Below are 18849 nucleotides of genomic sequence, written 5' to 3' on the forward strand. Positions count from 1 at the left end.
GTTCAATTCGATGCGACCTGCACAGTCGGCTTATGCTTCAGATATAACCAAGGCACCTTTGCCGGATCGAACTGGGTGCGATGATGCCGGTCGAAATAGGGGGGCATATGGTCACCGACGATCAGGATATCCGCCTCGGGAAAGTCCGAGGCCGCAATTTCTTTGCCTAGTGCCGTAAAGATATCGTCATAGATCGCAAACTGCCTGCAGATCTGCGGATAGTCGCTTTTCAGCAGCGGCGAGACGCGCTCACAATTGTCGACATTCAGGTTCAGCCCCGCAGGCACCGGCAGGTGCGAATTCAGCGTCAGCCAATAGAGGAAAGTCGGTTTTTCCGCAGATTTCAGCCGCGCTGAAATCTGCCGTGGGATATCGCGATCGCAGGCACCGGGGAAAACGCCCCCGCATTTTTCGGACCCTTCGGCCACCATATCATTTTTGAAGGCCATCTTTTGAAAGCCGACATTGGGATACCATTTTTCACGCGCAAAGAATTTCGGTGTGAAGCTGTGCATCGCCAGCGTGTCATAGCCCTTTGCGGCCAGCTGTGCCGGAATGCATGCGTCATCCTTGCGATCCACGAGGTCGTAATAATCGCCCCAGCGCCCACATAGTTCGCGAATTTCACCGGCGGTGGTGCTGTTATAATAAGGCGACGCCCCCCGGCTGAAATCGAATTTTGCCTGCACAGCCTTGTCTTGCAGCAGCGGCGCGAACATCAGCTTCGACATTTCGGGATTGCCTTGCGGTAACCCCATCGCTTCGACAACGATCAATATCAGATGTCGTTTGCCGTCTGCACGGGCAACGAAACCGCTGCTATTGGTGGCCGAGTCAAAGGTTGCACCTGCGGGCGCTGCGCGGAAATAATGGCCGCGCATGTCCTTGCCCATCCACAGATCGACGCCAGCTAAGGTGAAGAAGAGTCCGCCCGCCCCTGCAATCAGCAGTGGCCGCGAGAATCGTGTCTCACGCTTGAGCAGACGCCAGCCAAGGGCCATGATCGCAAGGATCGCCACGGCAGCACCGATATAATCATAGGAGTTGGCAGGCTTGATCTCGGCAAAGAACTTCAGCGAATAGAGGAGCGAGGAAATGTCGAGATTGAACAATCCGCCAACAAATTTCAGCGTCGAATAGATCAAGCTACCGGCAAAGGCTGCATAGCGTATCCAGAACGCCGCGCGCATCACCAACAGGCCGATAATACCGGTGTAAACGATATCCATATGCCGCGGAGGGGCGCCGGAGAACCACAAAAAGGCAAAACCGGCATTGGCCAGCACAACCCAGATCAGCAGCCAATGGCCAAAGCTTTTCAATTGCTCATCGACGCCCCAGAATGGCGGGCGGACGGCCTGAGCCGTTAGCGTTGTCACCGGAAAACCCCCCATTTACGTAGTGCATAGACCGCGAAGAAACTGATCGCGACGGCGGCACCTTTTGACGGGATAGGATGCACGCCTGTGCGGCCGAGCAACTCAACCGTCGCCACCGTTATGCCCAATCCGGCAATCGCTGACCCGGCAAACAGCGCGCGCTGAATGTGGAGTGCCGCACCTTCGCGCGCCTTGCCCGTGAAGACAAGATTAGCACTGACCAGCCAGTGGACGATGATACCAGCGCAATAGCCCGCTGCGGAAGCCAGCGCCGGGTCGACCTTGACCGCGACGAGGCTGGAAAACAGCGCCACGTCAAAGGCAAGCGCGATGATGCTGGCAACGAGGTAGCGGGTTATCGTGAACCGCTGCCAAAGCTGCATTGCGGAGGCAATGGCCCGCTCCATAAAGTTTAGGCCGCCTTGTCGATCTTGCGGGGCTCAGCCTCAGCTGCAGGCGCTACGCGGGTCGGCACGTCGCGTTCCGAGGTCAGCGCAGCCGCCTGATCTTCGGTCACCTTGACCGCGATCTTTTCCTGCTCGCCCTCGTCGCCTGCCTCATGATATTCGGCGTCTTCGTTGACGTTCCAGATATTGTAGACGCGGGCACCGGCCTCGATATTCTCGACGGTCAGCATCGCGGTCATCATCGCATGATCCTGATTATTGTAGCGGTGCATGCCGTTGCGGCCGACCATATGCAGCGTCGGATATTTGCCTTCCAGCTCCGAACGCATCGCTTCGACATTGGCGGCATAGCTGTCGTCATAGACCGGATAGGCTTTTTCCTGACGGACAACGGCACCGCCGATAACGTCGTCGGGGTTGCACAGACCAAGGATCGCCATTTCCTTCTTCGCCAGCTCGACCAGATCGGCGTCGCTCGACGACCAGAGGCCATCGCCTTCGAAGCAGAAATATTCAAGGCCGACACAGGCGATCGACGGATCGGGTACCATTTCGGGCGACCAGCTGCGGAAATTCTGTACGCGGCCAACCTTCACCTTGCTGTCATGGATATAGATCCAGTTGTCGGGGAACAGGTCGTCCGACTTGATCATCAAGGCGACGGTCAGGAAGTCGCGATATTTGAGGTTTGAAGCCTCGAGCGAGGTCTGCGGCAGCGGGTGGATACGAGCCGACAATTCGCGCATCGGTGCCGAACTGATGACATGGCGGGCCTGGATGACGGTCTCGCCGCCATCAGCCTTGGTCGCCGAAAGGCGCCAATTGCCCTTGGCGTCCTGCGCCAGTTGCTTGAAGCTGTGGCCCATCAGCACGCTATTGCCCTTGGCTACAACAAAATCGCGTGCGGCATCCCACATCATGCCCGGCCCGAGCCGCGGATAGCGGAAGGTTTCGAGCAGGGTCTTGGTTTCCATGCCGTCATTAGGCTTTTTATTGAGGCCGAGCGAACGCTTCAGCCCGTCGATCACGGCGGCTCCGAGGCTCAATCCCTTAATGCGCTGTGCCGCCCAGTCTGCCGACATTTCGTCACAGGGCATGCCCCATACCTTTTCGGTATAGGTCTTGAAAAAGATTGAATAGAGTTTGTGACCGAACTGGTTGACTGTCCAGTCTTCAAAGCTGCGCACCTTGGTGTTCGGGAAAGCCTTCGCCTTCACATAGCTCGCCATGCACAAGGTCGAACGGATGATGCCGAGGTTGAACAAGGCTTCGAAGGCGCGCAGCGGATAGCTGTAGAATTTACCTTCATAATAGATGCGGCTCATGCGCGGACGCTGGATGAAATCATTGGGGAGGATCTCGTTCCAAAGGTCGACAACCTCTTTCGATTTCGAAAAGAAGCGGTGGCCGCCAATGTCGAAGCGATAGCCGTCAACCTCGACGGTGCGGCTGATACCTCCGACATAACGTTCGTCTTTCTCGATGACGGTGACGCTATAGCCCTTTTTGGAGAGCAGATAGGCGGCGGTCAGCCCCGCAGGCCCCGCACCGATGATAGCAACATCCACCAAACCCTGTTTTTGCCCCGACATTTTCGCATTTCCTCCAGCGATTGAGCGATCACGCGAAATCTCTGAACGAAATTGGATAATGAAAAGTTAACAGAGCGCATTGGACGTGCTCGAAAAGTGAAAATTGCTGCACTGCGAAATTTTCTTGCTTTTTCGGTGCATCGCGCCCATATGGCCGCCAAGCGCATGAGGCGAGCGGAGATAACCGCCGCAGTATCGACAGCGTGAGAGCTTGTTCAAAAGCTCCGTCGATCGAGAGATGCGCGCAGCCAAGAGGCTTCCCAATTCACGCGGGGTGGTTTCCAAGGGGTCGGCGTTTCGCTTACCCTTAAACCCGCTTGTGCGCCGCGCGCTGCCCTATGGCCTGCGCGGGCTGCATCATGCATATTTGAGAGTTTATTATGTCTTTTTTTGAAGAACTGGGCCTTGCCCAACCCCTCCTGAAAGCGCTTGCCGCTTCGGGTTATGATACCCCTACCCCGATCCAGATGCAGGCGATCCCGCCGCTGCTGGAAGGTCGCGACCTGTGCGGCATCGCGCAGACCGGCACCGGCAAGACCGCGGCCTTCGCTCTGCCGTCACTCCACCATTTCGCCACCAACATCAAACCGCGCGTCCCCTATGGCTGCCGGATGCTGGTGCTTTCGCCGACCCGCGAACTCGCCGCGCAGATTGCGGAAAAGTTCCGCGACTATGGCAAGTTTCTGGGCCTCACGGTCAACTGCGTGTTCGGCGGCATGCCGATCTTCACGCAGAAGAAGAAGCTGCAAGCTGGCACCGACATCCTCGTCGCCACGCCGGGCCGCCTGCTCGACCTGATCGAGCAGCGCGCACTGAGCCTGAAAGACGTCGAAATCTTTGTGCTCGACGAAGCCGACCAGATGATGGACCTAGGCTTCATCCACGCGCTGAAGCGTATCGACCTGATGCTCCCCAAAAAGCGCCAGAGCCTGTTTTTCTCGGCCACCATGCCCAAGGCGATTGCCGAACTGGGCAACCGTTTCCTCAACAATCCCGTCCGCGTCTCGGTGACGCCGGCGGCGACGACTGCGGAACGCGTCGATCAGTTCGTCACCTTCGTCACCCAAGGCGAAAAGCAGGCCCTGCTCAACTATCGCCTCAAGGATGAGGCGGTGGAGCGCGCACTGGTTTTCACCCGCACCAAGCATGGCGCCGACCGTGTCGTTCGCCATCTGGCGGGCGCGGGCATCAAGGCCGCCGCGATCCACGGCAACAAGAGCCAGGGTCAGCGCACCGCCGCAATGCAGGGCTTCCGCCACGGGCATCTGAAGGTGCTGGTCGCCACCGACATCGCCGCACGCGGTATCGACGTACCCGGCGTCAGTCATGTGTTCAATTACGAGCTGCCCAATGTGCCCGACCAATATGTCCACCGTATCGGCCGCACCGCGCGTGCCGGCGCCGATGGCATCGCGGTCAGCTTTGTCAGCGATGATGAGCGTGGCTATCTGAAGGATATCGAGCGGCTGACCAAGGTGCGCCTGATGCAAGAAGGCCTTCCCGAAGGTTTCCGCCAGCTGGTCGCCGAAATGCCCAAGCCGGTTGTCGCCAAGCGCGAGGAACAACCGCGTCGTGCAGGCGGACGCCCCGGCGGCGAGCGTCAAGGACAGGGCCGCCCCGGTGGTCGCCAAGGCTCGGGTCGTGCGCGCCCTGCATTCGGCAGCCCATTGATGAGCCGCGACGGTTATGGCCGTGACGAAATCCCGGTCCGCGATGATCGCAGCAGCGAACGTCGTGACGATCAGCGTGCGCCCCGCGCCGACAACCGCCCCAACCACAAACGCGGTGGCCCGCCGATCAGCGCTGCCTCGCAAGGCCGCGATAGTGACCGCCCGCGCAATTACGGCCCCAAGCCTTCGGGCGTGGGCAAGTTCAAGACTGCGGTTAAGCGGGCGCGGTAAGTAAATCCTCTCCCGTTGGGAGAGGATATGAAGCCTCGGCGCGTTAGCGCCTAGGCGGAGTTGGTGAGGGGTTCTGCGCTATCGAAGGGGCATATCCCCTCACCCAGCTGCGACTAGCAAGCAAGCTTGCAAGTCTGCGCAACCCTCTCCCAATAGGAGAGGGGTAACAGCCTCAATGCCTAAAATGCCGCATCCCGGTGAAGACCATTGCCAGCCCTGCTTCGTCAGCGGCGGCGATGACTTCGTCGTCGCGCATCGAACCACCGGGCTGGATAACCGCCGTCGCCCCTGCCTCTGCCGCCGCCAATAGACCGTCGGCAAAGGGGAAAAAGGCATCGGAGGCTACTGCGGATCCCACTGTCCGCGGGCTCTCCCAACCATAGGTTTCAGCGGCTTCCTGCGCCTTGATTGCGGCGATGCGCGCGCTGTCGCGGCGATTCATCTGGCCTGCGCCAATCCCTGCAGTCGCACCATCCTTCGCATAAACAATCGCATTCGATTTGACATGCTTGGCAATGGTCCAGGCAAAGCGGCAATCGGCCAGTTCCTGCGGCGAAGGTGCGCGCTTGGTCACCACTTTGAAGTCGCTGTCGGGCACAAAGCCGTTATCGCGCGACTGCACCAGCAGGCCGCCGGTGATTGGTTTGACCATCAAGCCGCCGCGCTTCGGATCGGGCAGATCGCCGGTCAGCAGCAAGCGCAGATTTTTCTTCTTCGCAAACACTGCTTTGGCCGCATCGTCTGCTGCCGGGGCTGCCACCACTTCGGTGAAAATCTCGGTGATCGCTTCTGCGGTCGCACCATCGAGCGGACGGTTCACCGCGACGATCCCGCCAAAGGCCGAAACGCTGTCGCATTCCAACGCAGCGCGATAGGCCTCGATCAGCGTGTCGCCGGTCGCCACGCCACACGGATTGGCATGTTTGACGATGACCACCGTCGGCGGGCCATCACGGAATTCGCTGACAAGTTCGAGCGCGGCATCGGCGTCGTTATAATTATTATAGCTCAGTTCCTTGCCTTGAATCTGCTCGGCCTGGGCAATGCCGCTGCTGTGCGGGCCAATAGGCAGATAGAGCGCGGCACGCTGGTGCGGATTTTCGCCATAGCGCAGCTCTTCGGCGCGATGGCCATTGATAGCCAGCATGTCGGGGAAGAATTGCTGCTGGTCGGCAAAGGCGAACCACTGGCTGATCATGCTGTCATAGGCGGCGGTCGCCGAATAGGCTTTTGCCGCGCATTTGCGGCGGAAATCATAGCTGGTCTTGCCGCCCGATTCCTCCATTTCGGCAACCAGATCGTCATAGTCCGCAGGGTCGGTGACGATGGTTACAAAGGCGTGGTTCTTGGCCGCGCTGCGCACCATTGACGGGCCACCAATGTCGATATTCTCGATGATTTCGTCGCGGCTCGCGCCCTTGGCCACTGTCTGTGCAAAGGGGTAGAGGTTGACCACGACCAGATCGATCGCGCCAATTCCATGTTCCTTCATCGCAGCCGCGTGCTCGGCATTGTCACGCACCGCGAGCAGCCCGCCATGCACCTTGGGGTGTAGCGTCTTGACGCGGCCGTCCATCATTTCAGGAAAGCCGGTTAGTTCGCTAATATCCTTCACCTTCAAACCGGCCTCGCGCAGCGTCTTTGCCGTACCGCCGGTTGATACCAGCTCGACATCGCGCTTCGCCAGCGCATGGCCCAGTTCGACAAGCCCGCTCTTGTCCGACACCGAAAGCAGTGCCCGTTTGATCTTCACATCGCTCATTTTCTAATTATCCTAGGAATTTCAAAGCCCAGCCAATCGTCATACCTCCGCGTGGCGCGTTGACACCAATCACGAGCTGGCGGGTGGGGTTTGGCCGGCCATTTTCATCCACCCAGATACTGTCATCGACCTCGATCGTGCCGAGCGCGGTCATAAAGGTCCAACTGCTGCCATCTTCAAGGCGCATGACGACACTGCGTTTATCGTCAGCAAGCAGCAATTCGATATCGGGTCCGAGATGGAAGCGCAGATGCGCGGGCACCTCTTCGCGGCCCTTATATTTGGCGTGCGGAAGCAGCGTATCTTCACCGCGCAACTCGAGGCCGTCCGAGCGCAGGATCAATACGCGGTTGTGGATGAAACCATAGGAACGGGCATAGCCATCATGATTGGCTTCGATCCGCGTCGCTTTTTCAATATCGCGCCGTTCGAGCTCAACATCGACCACACCTGCACCCAGCTGGCCTTTGACTAGCAGCGCGGTCGAATTGCTGTCGTCAACGCACAGGGTCGAATGCGCCGCCGTGGTGCGCAGGCCGCGCGCCAGCGCCGCCGGGATGCTCGCCCCGGCAAGGCCCGCGCCGCCGCAATTGATGACGATGCGCTGTTTGCCAAAGCTGAATTCGAAGGCGAGGGTGGAGGCACAGCCAACCAGCGCCTGTTTCGCATGCGGAGGTGGCCCGGCATCGACCTGCAACACCGCAGGCCCTGCACTCACCCGCTGATAGCCCCAATCGAGCGCCTGCCGCAGCGGACGGGCGCGCACGCCACTCGCTTGTACCAAGGCCTCGATCCGTTCGGAGCCGACATGGCCGCAACCCTGCCACGCCCCCAGCCCGCCGTCGGCGTGCGTCAGCCCCAATAGCGCGGGAACGTTGCGACCGAGTGTATCGGTGAGGAATTCGGGAACAGCCTCCTGCCGCGCCAGATAGCACTCGCGCAATGTCGACAGCAAAGCGATCAGTTCCATCAATTGCTGCGGCGCGCGCGACAATACACCGCCATCGGGAAAAACAAGGTCACGAAGAGCCGCTTCCAGGCTGTGCTCGCCCATCGCCCGGCGTGCCTTACCTTCGGGGAGCAACAGCGAGGCGGCAACAACGCCTGCCCAGCCGCACACCTTGTCAAAAGGCTTGGTCGCACGGACCGCCGACTGGTCAAGATGCCGGGCGGTGCGGGCAAAATGGTTGAGGATTTTGGAGCGATAGATGAGATCGCTACTGGTCAGCAGATAGGGCGCGGCACTCGCCATGTTGAGAAAGCGCCACGCGCTATTGTCGATACGCCATGCGGGCATACGCGGACGGTCGCCATTAGCGGCAAGCCATTTTTCTGCAATCGATGCGGCAAGCGGCGCACCTTCGCCGCGATTGACGGTGGCGACGAGGTCGCGCAGCCAGTCAAAACGGTGGACATAATCGGCAAATGCCGGAGGAAGCGTGGGCTTGTCATAATCGATCGCGTCGATCGACTGCTCCATCCCCTGAAACAGGAATTTGCCGATGCGGATCGCGGTGCCGCGCGCCTCGTCGCCCGGAATCGGATTGGTAGGTGCCGCGAGCAGTTTCATCGGCAGCTTGCCGGTGATCCGCATTGTGTGCAGCGGGGTGCGCCAGCTCAGCTGGTAGAGCATCAACGAGACACGCGCGGCCAGATTCTCCAGACGACCTGCCGGACGCACGACAAGCGCATTGGCACTTGCTTTATCGTCCGGGCGGTCAGCTTCGGCCATTACCCCCTCAGGGCTGCGATATTGGAAGCGTAAGCGCTTGGTCCGCCCTTGAAGGTCGCAGTTCCGGCGACCAGCGTATCCGCACCCGCCGATATGGCGAGTGGGGCGGTTTCGACGGTGATGCCGCCATCAACCTCCAGCCGGATATCCTTGCCGGTTTTTTCGATCATCTTACGAATCGCTTCGATCTTGCGCAGCTGGCTCGAAATGAAGCTTTGCCCGCCAAAGCCGGGGTTGACGCTCATCACCAGCACAAGGTCGATATCCTCGATCAGATAGTCGAGCATCTTGGCAGGGGTATGCGGGTTGAGCACGATGCCTGCCTGTTTGCCGAGCGAATGGATCAGCTGCACCGTGCGGTGCGGGTGCGGACCTGCCTCTGGATGGAAGGAGATGATGTCGGCACCAGCGTCGGCAAAATCCTTCACAAACTGGTCGACCGGCGAGATCATCAGATGGACGTCGAACGGCTTTGCGCTGTGCGGGCGCAGTGCCTTCACGACAGCGGGGCCGATGGTGATGTTGGGGACGAAATGGCCGTCCATGACGTCGACATGGATCCAGTCGCACCCTGCCTCGTCAATCGCGCGCACCTCTTCCCCCAGACGCGCGAAATCGGCGGAGAGGATTGAAGGCGCAATGCGGACGGGAGCGTTCATGGCTGGCGCTTAGCGAGACTGGGCGGCAGGGGCAAGGTGAGCACCGCTTCATACACAACTAATCCACTGATTTATCCACCGCGTTGTCGTGCAAACAGCTCGATACGGCCCATCGCTTCGTCAGTAACCTGTAGAAAACGGAAACCCAGCTTGTCGGCAACGCGGCGCGAAGCCTGATTCCCCGGATCGATGATGCAGCGAATTTCGGGGGCTTTGAGTTCCTCGTCCGCCCATTTTAAAACTGCCGCCATCGCTTCGGTGGCCAACCCCTTGCCCCATGCATCGGGTATGAAGGCCCAGCCTGCTTCTGGCACGCCTTCAAGCCCGGCGACCCCGCGTTCGAACCAGGATAGCCCGCCATTACCAAGGAATTTTCCGGTCGAGCGATCCAGGAACGACCAATAGCCATAGCCTATAAACTGCCATAGCGCGGCGGCGGCGAGGAACTTGCCCCAGCTTTCGGTGCGGGTGCGCGGTTTGCCGCCGATAAATTCGGTCATCGCCGGATCGGCCCATGCGTCGGCATAGGCTTCCCAATGATCGAGGCTGATGGGCGCGAGGATCAGGCGGTCGGTGGTGAGGGTAGGCGCATGCATCGCCCGACCTTATTGCGCGCGGGTGAAGTAGGCAATGAAGAAGCCGTCGAGCCCGCCCTTGTCGGCGAGCATGCCGGGCAGTGTGCGGACATAGCCGTCCGTCGGCGTGATGCCTTCGGGAAGCAATGTGATGTCGATTTTGGCTTTGGCAAAATGGCTGTGTCGCGCGAGGAAGGCGTCGGCTTGTTGCTCGCCTTCTTCGGGTTCGAGCGAGCAGGTGGCATAGACCAGCGTACCGCCGGGTTTGACCATCGCCGCCGCCTTGTCGAGCATCGCCGCCTGCAGCTCGACCAGTTCGGCGACCTGCTTCGGCCCGATCCGGTGGAGCACGTCGGGATGGCGCCGGAAGGTGCCAGTTGCGCTGCATGGTGCATCGAGCAGCACCGCGTCGAACGGCGCTTCCGGCTCCCATGTCAGCACATCGCCAATGTTGGATTTCGCCGTAAGCCCGGTCCGCTCCAGATTAGCCGAAAGCCGCTCCATCCGCTTCGCCGATTTGTCCAACGCGGTGACATTCCAACCCTGACTCGCCAACTGCATCGTCTTGCCACCGGGGGCCGCACATAGGTCAGCTATCTCTGAATGATGCCCCTGCCCCAGCAATCGCGCCGGCAAACTCGCCGCCAGATCCTGCACCCACCAGGCGCCCTCGGCATAGCCCGGAAGCATCTCGATAGCCGACCCGCGCGCCAAACGGATATGGCCCGGTGCAAGGCTGGCACCTTCAAGTTCTTCAACCCATTTGGCGGTCTGCGAGGGATCGGCCAGCACCAGATCGAGCGCTGGCGGTTCGGCCAGGGCAATCCGCGCAGCCTCAACCATTTCGGCACCCCATGCTGCCTTCCAGCGGTCGGCCACTTGATGTGTCAGGCTCGGTGCCTCGGGCAATTTCGGTTGCAGACGCCAGAGTGAACCCAGAACGCCATGCACCAGCCGCCTTGGCCCTTTGTCGAGCAGCGGCAAGGCCGTCGATATCGCTGCATGCGGCGGTGTGCCCAGCCGCAGCATCTGCGCCAGCGCCATGCGCAAAACCATCCGCGCCTTGGCGTCATCCGCCAATGGGAGTCTGGTCTGGCTGTCGATCAGCAGGTCGAGATCGGGAAGCCAGCGCAGCACCTCTTGCGCGATCGCAATCGATAGCGCCCGGTCCGAAGGCTCAAGCCCCTTCGCCATCGCGCTCGCCGCCTGATCGAGTGGTTGGCCGGTGCGCAGGCAAGCGTCGAGCATACGCAGCGCGGTGCGGCGCGCGGCAAGGCCGGTGGCGGTGGTAGGACGGGTGTTCATTGCCGCGCCTTAGTCGTGTGGCAGAGCGACTACAATCCGCTTGTGTTCAGCCTCGGCTCAAAGGATCGAGCGCGCTACGGCGGGGGCCCGAACCCATTTGCTCGGCCAATGCCTCCAGTTCGGCGATGCGGTTTTCGGTCGCGGGGTGGGTCGAGAACATCTCCGAGATATGCGTCGGCACAATGTATAGCTGCGCCGCCGACGGGTTGCGTTCGCTGACCGGATTGGGGATCGCCTGTGCAGCACCCGAAATTTTTGCAAGCGCGGCGGCAAGGGCAAGCGGCTTGCCGGATATCTCCGCCCCCGTTCGATCCGCGCCATATTCGCGGGTGCGGCTGATCGCCAGTTGCACGATCATCGCAGCGAAGGGCGCGATCAGCACGGCGAGCAATGTCGCCAAACCGTTGCGCTCACTGCGAAAGAACATCCCAAAATTGGCGAGCATCGACAGCGCCCCTGCTATCGTCGCCACCATCGTCATGATCAATGTGTCGCGATTCTTCACATGCGCCAGTTCGTGCGCCATTACGCCTTCGACCTCGTCGCGGCTGAGCATCGACAGCAGGCCGGTCGTCGCCGCGACAGCTGCATTTTCCGGATTTCGACCGGTCGCAAAGGCATTGGGGTTGGGATTATCGACAATATAAACGCGCGGCATCGGCATATTGGCACGGCGTGCCAGATTGGCGACCAGCCCGTAAAAATTTGGCTCGCTCTGCGCATCAACCTCGCGCGCATTGTGCATTTTGAGGACAATCTTGTCGGCGTTCCAAAAGGTGAACAGGTTCATCCCCGCCGCGACTAGCAGCGATATCATGGCCCCGCCCGAGCCGCCGAGCGTATAGCCCAGCGCCATGAACAGCGCGGTGAGCGCCGCGAGCAACATTGTCGTCTTGAGCATATTCATCTTGATATCCTCCGTATGAAGCCCAATGTGGGAGGACGCAGACCCGCTTTCAAGAATGTCTTCAGGAGCCCCGTCATGGGCAAGCGCCCGCCGCATGTAAAACCACCAGCCTATCTTTCGAAAAACCCGCCTGTTCCGGAGCCCAAAGCCGTCGAGCATAAGCCGCTACCCGACGAGGAGCGGCCTGATCCAGTGCGTTATGGCGATTGGGAGCATAAAGGCATCGCCGTCGACTTCTGATTAATCACGCGATTAAATGGGGCTTGCGCTCGCTGCGTTCGCCTTTATGCCTTTCCCTCAAGAAGAATGTGAGGAGAGGCATGTATTATTCCGAGCTGCGCCAGGCGCGCGATGAGTTGACGGGCCCAGGCGGGCCCTTTGAAATCATCGAAGCCGATATCCTAGGCAACCGCATCCGCACCTACAAAAATGCCCCGCCCAGCGTCCGCGAAGTATGGCTGCCGACGGTGCTGTTCGCCGAGCGCCCCTACCTCATCTACCAAGACGAGCGGATGACCTATGCCGAGGCGCATGCTCAGGTGAATGCAATCGCCGCATGGATGGCAGCGCAAGGCGTTCAGCCGGGCGATCGCGTGGCAATCGCGATGCGCAACTATCCCGAATGGATGCTGATCTATTGGGCCTGTGTTGCAAGCGGCGTCACCGCTGTTGGCATGAACGCCTGGTGGACGACCGAAGAAATGGCTTTTGCGCTCAAGGATTCGGAACCCAAGATCCTCTTCCTTGATGCAGAAAGACTGCTGCGTTTTCGCGAAAAGCCCGAAATCGCTGGAAGCGTGAAACTGGTCGGCGTGCGGCTCGATGAAGCGGTGCCGGATATCACGCCCTGGTCCGAAGTGATCGCGCATGGCGGCGAGATGCCCGCTGTCACCGTCGATCCTGAATCGGATGCCTGCATTTTCTACACCTCTGGCACCACCGGTTTTCCCAAAGGCGCGCAGCTGACTCACCGTGGCTGCGTCGCCAATCTGTTCAACATGCTCTACGCAGCGTCATCTTCAACGCTTGCAGTCGAACGGGCGACCGGCGTAGCACCTCCGGCAACACCGCCCGTCCCTGTGACTTTGGTGACGACGCCACTCTTCCACGTTACGGCGAATAATTGCGCGGCCTATGGCGTAACCGCTGCCGGCGGGGCGTTAGTGCTGATGTATCGCTGGGATGCAGGCGACGCACTAAAGATCATCGAACGCGAGCGGGTGACGGGCATGAGCGGCGTGCCGATCATGGCGCGCGAACTGATCAACCACCCTGATTTCCCCGATACCGACACCTCCAGCCTGCTCGCCTTGTCGGGTGGCGGGGCGCAGGTTCCGCCTGACCAGGTTTTGAAAATCGACGAAGCAGTGGAAACCGCACGACCGACCACCGGCTATGGCATGACCGAAACCTGCGGTATCATCACCTCGCTCGGCGGCGATTTCTATGTCGACCGGCCGGATAGCGCGGGCCCCGCGATGCCGGTCTATGAGGCGAAATGCGTCGACGATGATGGCAATGAAGTGCCGCTCGGCGAGACCGGCGAATTGTGGGTGCGCGGCGCCGCCGTGATCAAGGGCTATATCAATCGCCCCGATGCGACTGCCGAATCGATCACCGATGGCTGGTTGCACACCGGAGATATCGCGCGGATGGATGAGGATGGCTTCATCTATATCGTCGACCGCAAGAAAGACATGGTGCTGCGCGGTGGCGAGAATGTTTATTGCGTCGAAGTTGAGGCCGCCATCTATCGCCACCCGGCGGTTGCAGAGTGTAGCGTTTTCGGCGTTCCCGACGACCGGCTGGGTGAGGAAGTAGCGGCAGCGATCTTCCTGAAAGAGGGCGAAACGCTCGATGCGGATAGCCTGCGCGAGGAGATGGCGAAGCATATCGCGAAGCACAAATTGCCGCGTTTCGTCTTTTTCGTTGACGTGCCATTGCCGCGCAATGCCAGTGGGAAATTCCTGCGGCGCGAGCTGAGAGAGACTTTGGTTCCCGTGAACAGCTGACCTATGTAAACGCTGGTCCGCAATCAGGGCAGCAGGATAGTCGATCCAACAGTCTTGCGCGCTTCGAGGTCGGTGTGCGCCTGCACGATGTTTGACAATGGGTGACGCTGCCCGACCGAAACCGAGATGGCGCCCTTATCCAACATTTCGAGCATCCGCGCGCTACCAGCGGCACGCTCGCCGGGGTTGCGATAATAGTCGTAGAGGCCGGGACGTGTCACAAACAACGAACCCTTCGCCGCCAATTGCCCCAAAGCAACGCCCGTCACCGGGCCGCTGGCATTGCCGTAGCTGACGATCAGCCCGCGCCGCGCGACCGAATCGAGCGAGGCCGCCCATGTATCTTTGCCCACGCCGTCGAAAGACACGCGCACACCCTTTCCGCCAGTCAGTTCGCGCACCTTGGGGGCTACCGCTTCGTTGCCATAGAGGATGACATGATCGGCCCCGGCCTGTCTGGCGAGCACAGCCTTTTCCTCTGAGCTAACCGTGCCGATTACATGCGCGCCAACCGCCTTCAGCCATTGCACCAGCATCAGCCCGACCCCGCCTGCCGCCGCGTGCACCAGCACATGCTCACCCGGCTGCACCTGCGCGCAACGTTCGACCAGAAATTCGACGGTGCAGCCTTTGAGAAGCGCGGCGGCGGCCAGTTCATCTGAAATGCTCTCGGGTGTCTTTAGCAAGGCCGAGGCCGCAATATTGCGGGCAGTTGCATAGGCCCCGCGTTGGGGGCCGAAAGTGCAGACCCGGTCACCCGCTGCAAAATCGCTCACTCCTTCACCGACGGCTTCAACCACGCCGGCCGCCTCCACCCCCAGGCCGCTGGGAAGCTCGATCGGATACAGGCCGCTGCGGTGATAAGTGTCGATGAAGTTCAGCCCGATTGCCGTGCTGCGCATCCGCACTTCGCCTTGCCCCGGGGGCGGCAGCACGACATCTTCGAATTCGATGGCTTCGGGGCCACCAAAGGCGCGGACGACGGCACGGCGGGCGGTATCGGATGACATGGGCAAACTCCTTTGGCCAATCACCTATGTCTTGCCCGGCACGCGGGCAACCGGAAAGCGCCGCGCTTGACCCGCAGCGCAGGACGGTTAGCGTGCACCCCATGAACAGATTTGCCAAATATGCCGCCCTGCTGGCACTGGCCGCTATTGCGGCTCCGTTAACAGCCGCTGCCGCCACGCCAGCCCATAGTCAGACACCCGCTTTCCCAGCACTCGATGCCGATTTTGCCAAATGGATGGCCGAGGCGCATGTGCCTGGCCTTGTCTGGGGCGTGGTCAAGGACGGCAAGCTCGTTCATGTAAAAGCGATGGGGGTGCAGACCGTCGAAGACAAGGCGCCAGTCACGCCCGACACCGCTTTCCGCATCGCGAGCATGACCAAAGCCTTTACCGGCTATTCGATCCTCAAGCTGCGTGACGAGGGCAAGTTGCGCCTCGACGATCCGGTGAGCCAATATGTGCCCGAAACCAAGGGCTGGGCAAAGGGTATCACTGTCGGCGACCTGCTGCACCACACAGCCGGGTTCGTGACCGATGATCCCTGGGGTGACCGGCAACAACCTTTGCCTGAGGCGGAATTCACCAAAATGCTGAAAGCCGGCGTGCCGTTTTCAACCACGCCTGGCACGCGCTATGAATATTCCAATTTAGGTTTCGCGTTGCTCGGCCGCATCGTCAGCAATGTGTCGAAACAGGATTATGCCAAGCGCGTCGAAGCAACGGTGCTGAAGCCGCTCGGCATGGCGTCTAGCCGCTATGAAGTGCGCGATGTGCCGCCAGACAAACTCGCCATGGGCTATCGCTGGGAAAATGATGAATGGTCGCGCGAGCCGGTGATGCCGCACGGGGCGTTCGGGGCGATGGGCGGGCTGGTCACCACCGGCACGGATTACGCCAAATGGATCGGCTATCTGCTGTCGGCATGGCCCGCCAGAGACGGCGCACCGCAAAGCGCCAAGACGATTCGCGCGATGCAATATGGCGGCGGGATACTCCACAGCCGCCGTCGCCCGGGCAAGGAGGGCGACAATTGCCGTCTGTCCGCTATTTACGGCGCGGGGCTGGTGCAGGCCAATGATTGCATCCTCGGCAATGTGTTGTTCCACGGCGGCGGCTTCCCCGGCTATGGCAGCCATATGCTGCTGCTTCCCGAAGCGGGCGTCGGTGTGTTTGCGCTGACCAACCGCACCTATGCAGGGCCCAGCGCACCGGTCTGGGATGCCGCGACGGCTTTGCTCAAGGCCGGATTCATCGCTCCGCGCGCCCTTGCATCCACCCCAGCGCTCGACACTGGCTATGCCGCTGCACGACGTATCTGGAAGGCTGGCGGGGTAGAGGGCGAGGGTAAGTATCTCGCGATGAATTTCGCGATGGACCGCAGCGATGCCAATTGGCGCAAACATCTTATCGAACTCTCAACCAAAAGCGGCGCGTGTGACGACAGCCCGGCGATCATCGCCTCTAGCCTGCTGTCCGGACGCTTCAGCTGGACGTGCGCCGGAGGTGTCGTGGAGGGCAATGTGCTGCTGGCACCCACGCCAACCCCGCAAATCCAGGCGCTGGGTTTTCAACTGATCCCGAAACCCTGACGCCAGACACTCGACTCAGGCCACGGGCATCGGCATAGGGGCGGCGATGACAGACGATATCCTGACTCGAATCGAAGGGCATGCGGGCATAATCAGCCTCAACCGGCCCGGTGCGATCCATGCGCTGACGCTGGACATGGTACATGCCATGACCGAAGCATTGCTGAAGTGGAAGGATGACGACGGAGCCAAATGCGTCATCATCGACCATGCCGAAGGGCGCGGCTTTTGCGCAGGCGGCGACATCGCCTTCCTGCGCAATTCAGCGCTCAACGACAATGGCGAGAGTGGTCGCAAGTTCTTCCACGACGAATATCAATTGAACCATTTGCTGTTCACATATCCGAAGCCGGTGGTCGTCTTCATGGACGGCATCACCATGGGCGGCGGCGTGGGCATCAGCCAGCCTGCTCGGTTCCGCATTGCGACCGAGAACACGCGCTTCGCCATGCCCGAAACCGGCATCGGTCTGTTTCCCGATGTGGGTGGCGGATGGTATCTCTCCCGGCTTGAGGGCCGCGTCGGGCAGTTCCTTGCGCTCACCGGTGCGCGGCTTGATGGCGCAGAATGCCTCGAGCTTGGATTAGCCACCCATTATCTTTCCAGCGAGTCACTGGCCGAAGCCAAGGCACGGATTGCGACCGAGGATGTCGAGCGTATCGACGGCATATTGGGTACGCTGGCGGCAAAGGCCCCTGAAGCGCGGATCGTCGGCAATCTGTTCGACATCAACCGCCACTTCGCCTCCGACCGCTACGAAGACATATTGGCGAGTTTGGAGGCGGATGACAGCGACTGGGCGATGAAGGAACTTGCCACGCTGCGCACCAAATCCCCGCAAACCTGCAAGGTCGCGCTGCGCCAACTGGCGATGAGCGCGGGCCTTGGCGACTTCGCCGACAATATGGCGATGGAGTATCGCATCGGTAGCCGCGTGCTGGTCCGCCCCGATTTTGCCGAGGGCGTGCGCGCGGTGATCGTCGACAAGGACAATGACCCCAATTGGAATCCGGCAACGGCAGAGGGCGTGAGCGACGAACTGCTCGACGCCATTTTTGCGTCCTTGCCGACACAGGAAGAATGGAAACCGCTATGAGTTACGAAACCATCCTGGTTGAACAAAAGGGTGCAGTCACCCTGATCACGCTCAACCGCCCGCAGGCGCTGAACGCGCTCAACAGTCAGGTGCTGGCCGACCTGACCGACGCCTTCGCCAAATTCGACGCCGATGACAGCCAGCGTTGCGCCGTGCTGACCGGCAGCGAAAAGGCCTTTGCGGCAGGCGCGGACATCAAGGAAATGTCGAGCCAGTCGTTCGCCGACATGTATGGCAGCAACTTCTTCGCAGGCTATGATCGCGTCACCGCGACGCGCAAGCCGTGGATCGCAGCGGTTTCTGGCTGGGCCTTGGGCGGCGGATGCGAGCTCGCGATGATGGCCGACTTCATCATTGCGGCGGATAGTGCCAAATTCGGTCAGCCCGAAATCAAGCTTGCGGTCACCCCCGGAATGGGCGGATCGCAGCGGCTTACCCGTGCGGTGGGCAAGGCGAAAGCTATGGAAATGTGCCTGACCGGACGGAACATGGACGCCGTTGAAGCCGAAAGCGCTGGGCTTGTGGCGCGCGTTGTTCCCGCAGCGGACCTAGTCGTTGAAGCACTGAAGTCTGCCGAAGCCATCGCGGGCATGGCGCCGCTCGCTGCCATCGCCGCCAAGGAAATGGTCAACGCCGCCTTTGAAACTACGCTGCAACAGGGCGTCGTGTTCGAACGCCGCCTGTTCCACGGCCTGTTCGGCAGCGAAGACCAGAAGGAAGGCATGGCCGCCTTTATCGAAAAGCGCCCCGGCAACTGGACCGGCAAGTAATTGAAGGGCGCTGGTCGATTGCGCAGCGCGGGGCTTGTCTTACGCGCCACACACTGGTAATCGCCCGCCCGTCGCCGCTTTAGCTCAGTCGGTAGAGCACATCATTCGTAATGATGGGGTCAGGTGTTCGAATCACCTAAGCGGCACCATTTT

The 18849-nt window shown here is 60.5% G+C and carries 16 protein-coding genes and 1 tRNA gene; 7 read left to right on the forward strand and 10 right to left on the reverse strand.

Annotation, left to right across the window (positions count from 1 at the left end):
* Nucleotides 1-2 precede the first annotated feature (2 nt).
* Genes ABL922_RS06605 through ABL922_RS06615 form a run of 3 tightly spaced genes read right to left on the reverse strand, consistent with a single transcriptional unit; the run spans nt 3 to nt 3378 of the window.
* Nucleotides 3-1379: a sulfatase-like hydrolase/transferase gene (locus ABL922_RS06605; RefSeq protein WP_349023418.1), complete on the reverse strand. Its 1377-nt coding sequence runs from the start codon at nt 1377-1379 to the stop codon at nt 3-5.
* The gene (locus ABL922_RS06610; RefSeq protein ID WP_349023419.1) at nt 1376-1786 is read right to left on the reverse strand and encodes a GtrA family protein; all 411 of its coding nucleotides are present in this window, start codon (nt 1784-1786) and stop codon (nt 1376-1378) included. Before ABL922_RS06610 ends, ABL922_RS06605 begins: the two co-directional genes overlap by 4 nt.
* A 5-nt stretch (nt 1787-1791) precedes the next feature.
* Nucleotides 1792-3378, reverse strand: a complete 1587-nt coding sequence (locus ABL922_RS06615) for an NAD(P)/FAD-dependent oxidoreductase (RefSeq protein ID WP_349023420.1) — start codon at nt 3376-3378, stop codon at nt 1792-1794.
* 380 nt (nt 3379-3758) lie between these two features.
* On the opposite strand from ABL922_RS06615, the gene ABL922_RS06620 reads away from it, so the two are divergent.
* Nucleotides 3759-5279 (forward strand): DEAD/DEAH box helicase, encoded by a 1521-nt coding sequence (locus ABL922_RS06620; protein WP_349023421.1) that lies wholly within the window; start codon nt 3759-3761, stop codon nt 5277-5279.
* A 172-nt stretch (nt 5280-5451) separates the two neighbouring features.
* On the opposite strand, the gene purH is transcribed toward ABL922_RS06620, so the two are convergent.
* The 6 genes from purH to htpX all read right to left on the reverse strand — a co-directional run bounded on the left by purH (nt 5452) and on the right by htpX (nt 12219).
* Nucleotides 5452-7041, reverse strand: coding sequence for a bifunctional phosphoribosylaminoimidazolecarboxamide formyltransferase/IMP cyclohydrolase (purH, locus tag ABL922_RS06625; RefSeq protein ID WP_349023422.1), 1590 nt, complete (start codon nt 7039-7041; stop codon nt 5452-5454).
* A 7-nt stretch (nt 7042-7048) separates the two neighbouring features.
* Nucleotides 7049-8773 carry a heparinase II/III family protein gene (locus tag ABL922_RS06630; protein ID WP_349023423.1) on the reverse strand — a complete coding sequence of 575 codons (1725 nt, stop codon included), beginning with the start codon at nt 8771-8773 and terminating at the stop codon, nt 7049-7051.
* Entirely contained in the window at nt 8773-9432 is a 660-nt protein-coding gene (gene rpe / locus ABL922_RS06635; RefSeq protein WP_349023424.1) for a ribulose-phosphate 3-epimerase, read from the reverse strand. The genes ABL922_RS06630 and rpe overlap by 1 nt, the downstream gene beginning before the upstream one ends.
* A gap of 71 nt (nt 9433-9503) precedes the next feature.
* Nucleotides 9504-10028, reverse strand: a complete 525-nt coding sequence (locus ABL922_RS06640) for a GNAT family N-acetyltransferase (RefSeq protein WP_349023425.1) — start codon at nt 10026-10028, stop codon at nt 9504-9506.
* A gap of 9 nt (nt 10029-10037) precedes the next feature.
* A complete protein-coding gene (locus ABL922_RS06645) occupies nt 10038-11312 on the reverse strand; it encodes an RsmB/NOP family class I SAM-dependent RNA methyltransferase (RefSeq protein ID WP_349023426.1) in 1275 nt (424 codons plus the stop codon).
* Between the two features lie 46 nt (nt 11313-11358).
* Nucleotides 11359-12219, reverse strand: a complete 861-nt coding sequence (gene htpX, locus ABL922_RS06650; protein WP_349023427.1) for a zinc metalloprotease HtpX — start codon at nt 12217-12219, stop codon at nt 11359-11361.
* Between the two features lie 75 nt (nt 12220-12294).
* On the opposite strand from htpX, the gene ABL922_RS06655 reads away from it, so the two are divergent.
* On the forward strand, nt 12295-12459 hold the full coding sequence (locus tag ABL922_RS06655; protein ID WP_349023428.1) for a DUF1674 domain-containing protein: 165 nt from the start codon (nt 12295-12297) through the stop codon (nt 12457-12459).
* An 80-nt stretch (nt 12460-12539) separates the two neighbouring features.
* Nucleotides 12540-14231: a class I adenylate-forming enzyme family protein gene (locus tag ABL922_RS06660; RefSeq protein ID WP_349023429.1), complete on the forward strand. Its 1692-nt coding sequence runs from the start codon at nt 12540-12542 to the stop codon at nt 14229-14231.
* Nucleotides 14232-14254: 23 nt separating this feature from the next.
* Here the strand turns inward: ABL922_RS06660 and ABL922_RS06665 are convergent, their stop codons facing one another.
* Nucleotides 14255-15241 carry a quinone oxidoreductase gene (locus tag ABL922_RS06665; protein WP_349023430.1) on the reverse strand — a complete coding sequence of 329 codons (987 nt, stop codon included), beginning with the start codon at nt 15239-15241 and terminating at the stop codon, nt 14255-14257.
* Nucleotides 15242-15342: 101 nt separating this feature from the next.
* On the opposite strand from ABL922_RS06665, the gene ABL922_RS06670 reads away from it, so the two are divergent.
* The 4 genes from ABL922_RS06670 to ABL922_RS06685 all read left to right on the forward strand — a co-directional run bounded on the left by ABL922_RS06670 (nt 15343) and on the right by ABL922_RS06685 (nt 18845).
* A complete protein-coding gene (locus tag ABL922_RS06670) occupies nt 15343-16830 on the forward strand; it encodes a serine hydrolase domain-containing protein (protein WP_349023431.1) in 1488 nt (495 codons plus the stop codon).
* 46 nt (nt 16831-16876) lie between these two features.
* Entirely contained in the window at nt 16877-17926 is a 1050-nt protein-coding gene (locus ABL922_RS06675) for an enoyl-CoA hydratase/isomerase family protein (RefSeq protein ID WP_349023432.1), read from the forward strand.
* Nucleotides 17923-18696, forward strand: a complete 774-nt coding sequence (locus tag ABL922_RS06680) for an enoyl-CoA hydratase (RefSeq protein ID WP_349023433.1) — start codon at nt 17923-17925, stop codon at nt 18694-18696. Before ABL922_RS06675 ends, ABL922_RS06680 begins: the two co-directional genes overlap by 4 nt.
* 73 nt (nt 18697-18769) lie before the next feature.
* Nucleotides 18770-18845: transfer RNA gene (locus tag ABL922_RS06685), tRNA-Thr, on the forward strand.
* Nucleotides 18846-18849 lie beyond the last annotated feature (4 nt).

The organism is Sphingorhabdus sp. (assembly GCF_040079335.1).
Taxonomy (GTDB): domain Bacteria; phylum Pseudomonadota; class Alphaproteobacteria; order Sphingomonadales; family Sphingomonadaceae; genus Sphingorhabdus_B.

Excerpts from the sequence above, each read along its gene's own strand:
- ABL922_RS06615 (WP_349023420.1), bottom strand. The coding sequence starts at position 3,378 with ATGTCGGGGCAAAAACAGGGTTTGGTGGATGTTGCTATCATCGGTGCG.
- ABL922_RS06680 (WP_349023433.1), top strand. The coding sequence starts at position 17,923 with ATGAGTTACGAAACCATCCTGGTTGAACAAAAGGGTGCAGTCACCCTG.
- ABL922_RS06665 (WP_349023430.1), bottom strand. The coding sequence starts at position 15,241 with ATGTCATCCGATACCGCCCGCCGTGCCGTCGTCCGCGCCTTTGGTGGC.
- ABL922_RS06660 (WP_349023429.1), top strand. The coding sequence starts at position 12,540 with ATGTATTATTCCGAGCTGCGCCAGGCGCGCGATGAGTTGACGGGCCCA.
- ABL922_RS06640 (WP_349023425.1), bottom strand. The coding sequence starts at position 10,028 with ATGCATGCGCCTACCCTCACCACCGACCGCCTGATCCTCGCGCCCATC.
- ABL922_RS06675 (WP_349023432.1), top strand. The coding sequence starts at position 16,877 with ATGACAGACGATATCCTGACTCGAATCGAAGGGCATGCGGGCATAATC.
- ABL922_RS06670 (WP_349023431.1), top strand. The coding sequence starts at position 15,343 with ATGAACAGATTTGCCAAATATGCCGCCCTGCTGGCACTGGCCGCTATT.
- rpe (WP_349023424.1), bottom strand. The coding sequence starts at position 9,432 with ATGAACGCTCCCGTCCGCATTGCGCCTTCAATCCTCTCCGCCGATTTC.
- ABL922_RS06645 (WP_349023426.1), bottom strand. The coding sequence starts at position 11,312 with ATGAACACCCGTCCTACCACCGCCACCGGCCTTGCCGCGCGCCGCACC.
- ABL922_RS06655 (WP_349023428.1), top strand. The coding sequence starts at position 12,295 with ATGGGCAAGCGCCCGCCGCATGTAAAACCACCAGCCTATCTTTCGAAA.
- htpX (WP_349023427.1), bottom strand. The coding sequence starts at position 12,219 with ATGAATATGCTCAAGACGACAATGTTGCTCGCGGCGCTCACCGCGCTG.
- ABL922_RS06620 (WP_349023421.1), top strand. The coding sequence starts at position 3,759 with ATGTCTTTTTTTGAAGAACTGGGCCTTGCCCAACCCCTCCTGAAAGCG.
- ABL922_RS06630 (WP_349023423.1), bottom strand. The coding sequence starts at position 8,773 with ATGGCCGAAGCTGACCGCCCGGACGATAAAGCAAGTGCCAATGCGCTT.
- ABL922_RS06610 (WP_349023419.1), bottom strand. The coding sequence starts at position 1,786 with ATGGAGCGGGCCATTGCCTCCGCAATGCAGCTTTGGCAGCGGTTCACG.
- purH (WP_349023422.1), bottom strand. The coding sequence starts at position 7,041 with ATGAGCGATGTGAAGATCAAACGGGCACTGCTTTCGGTGTCGGACAAG.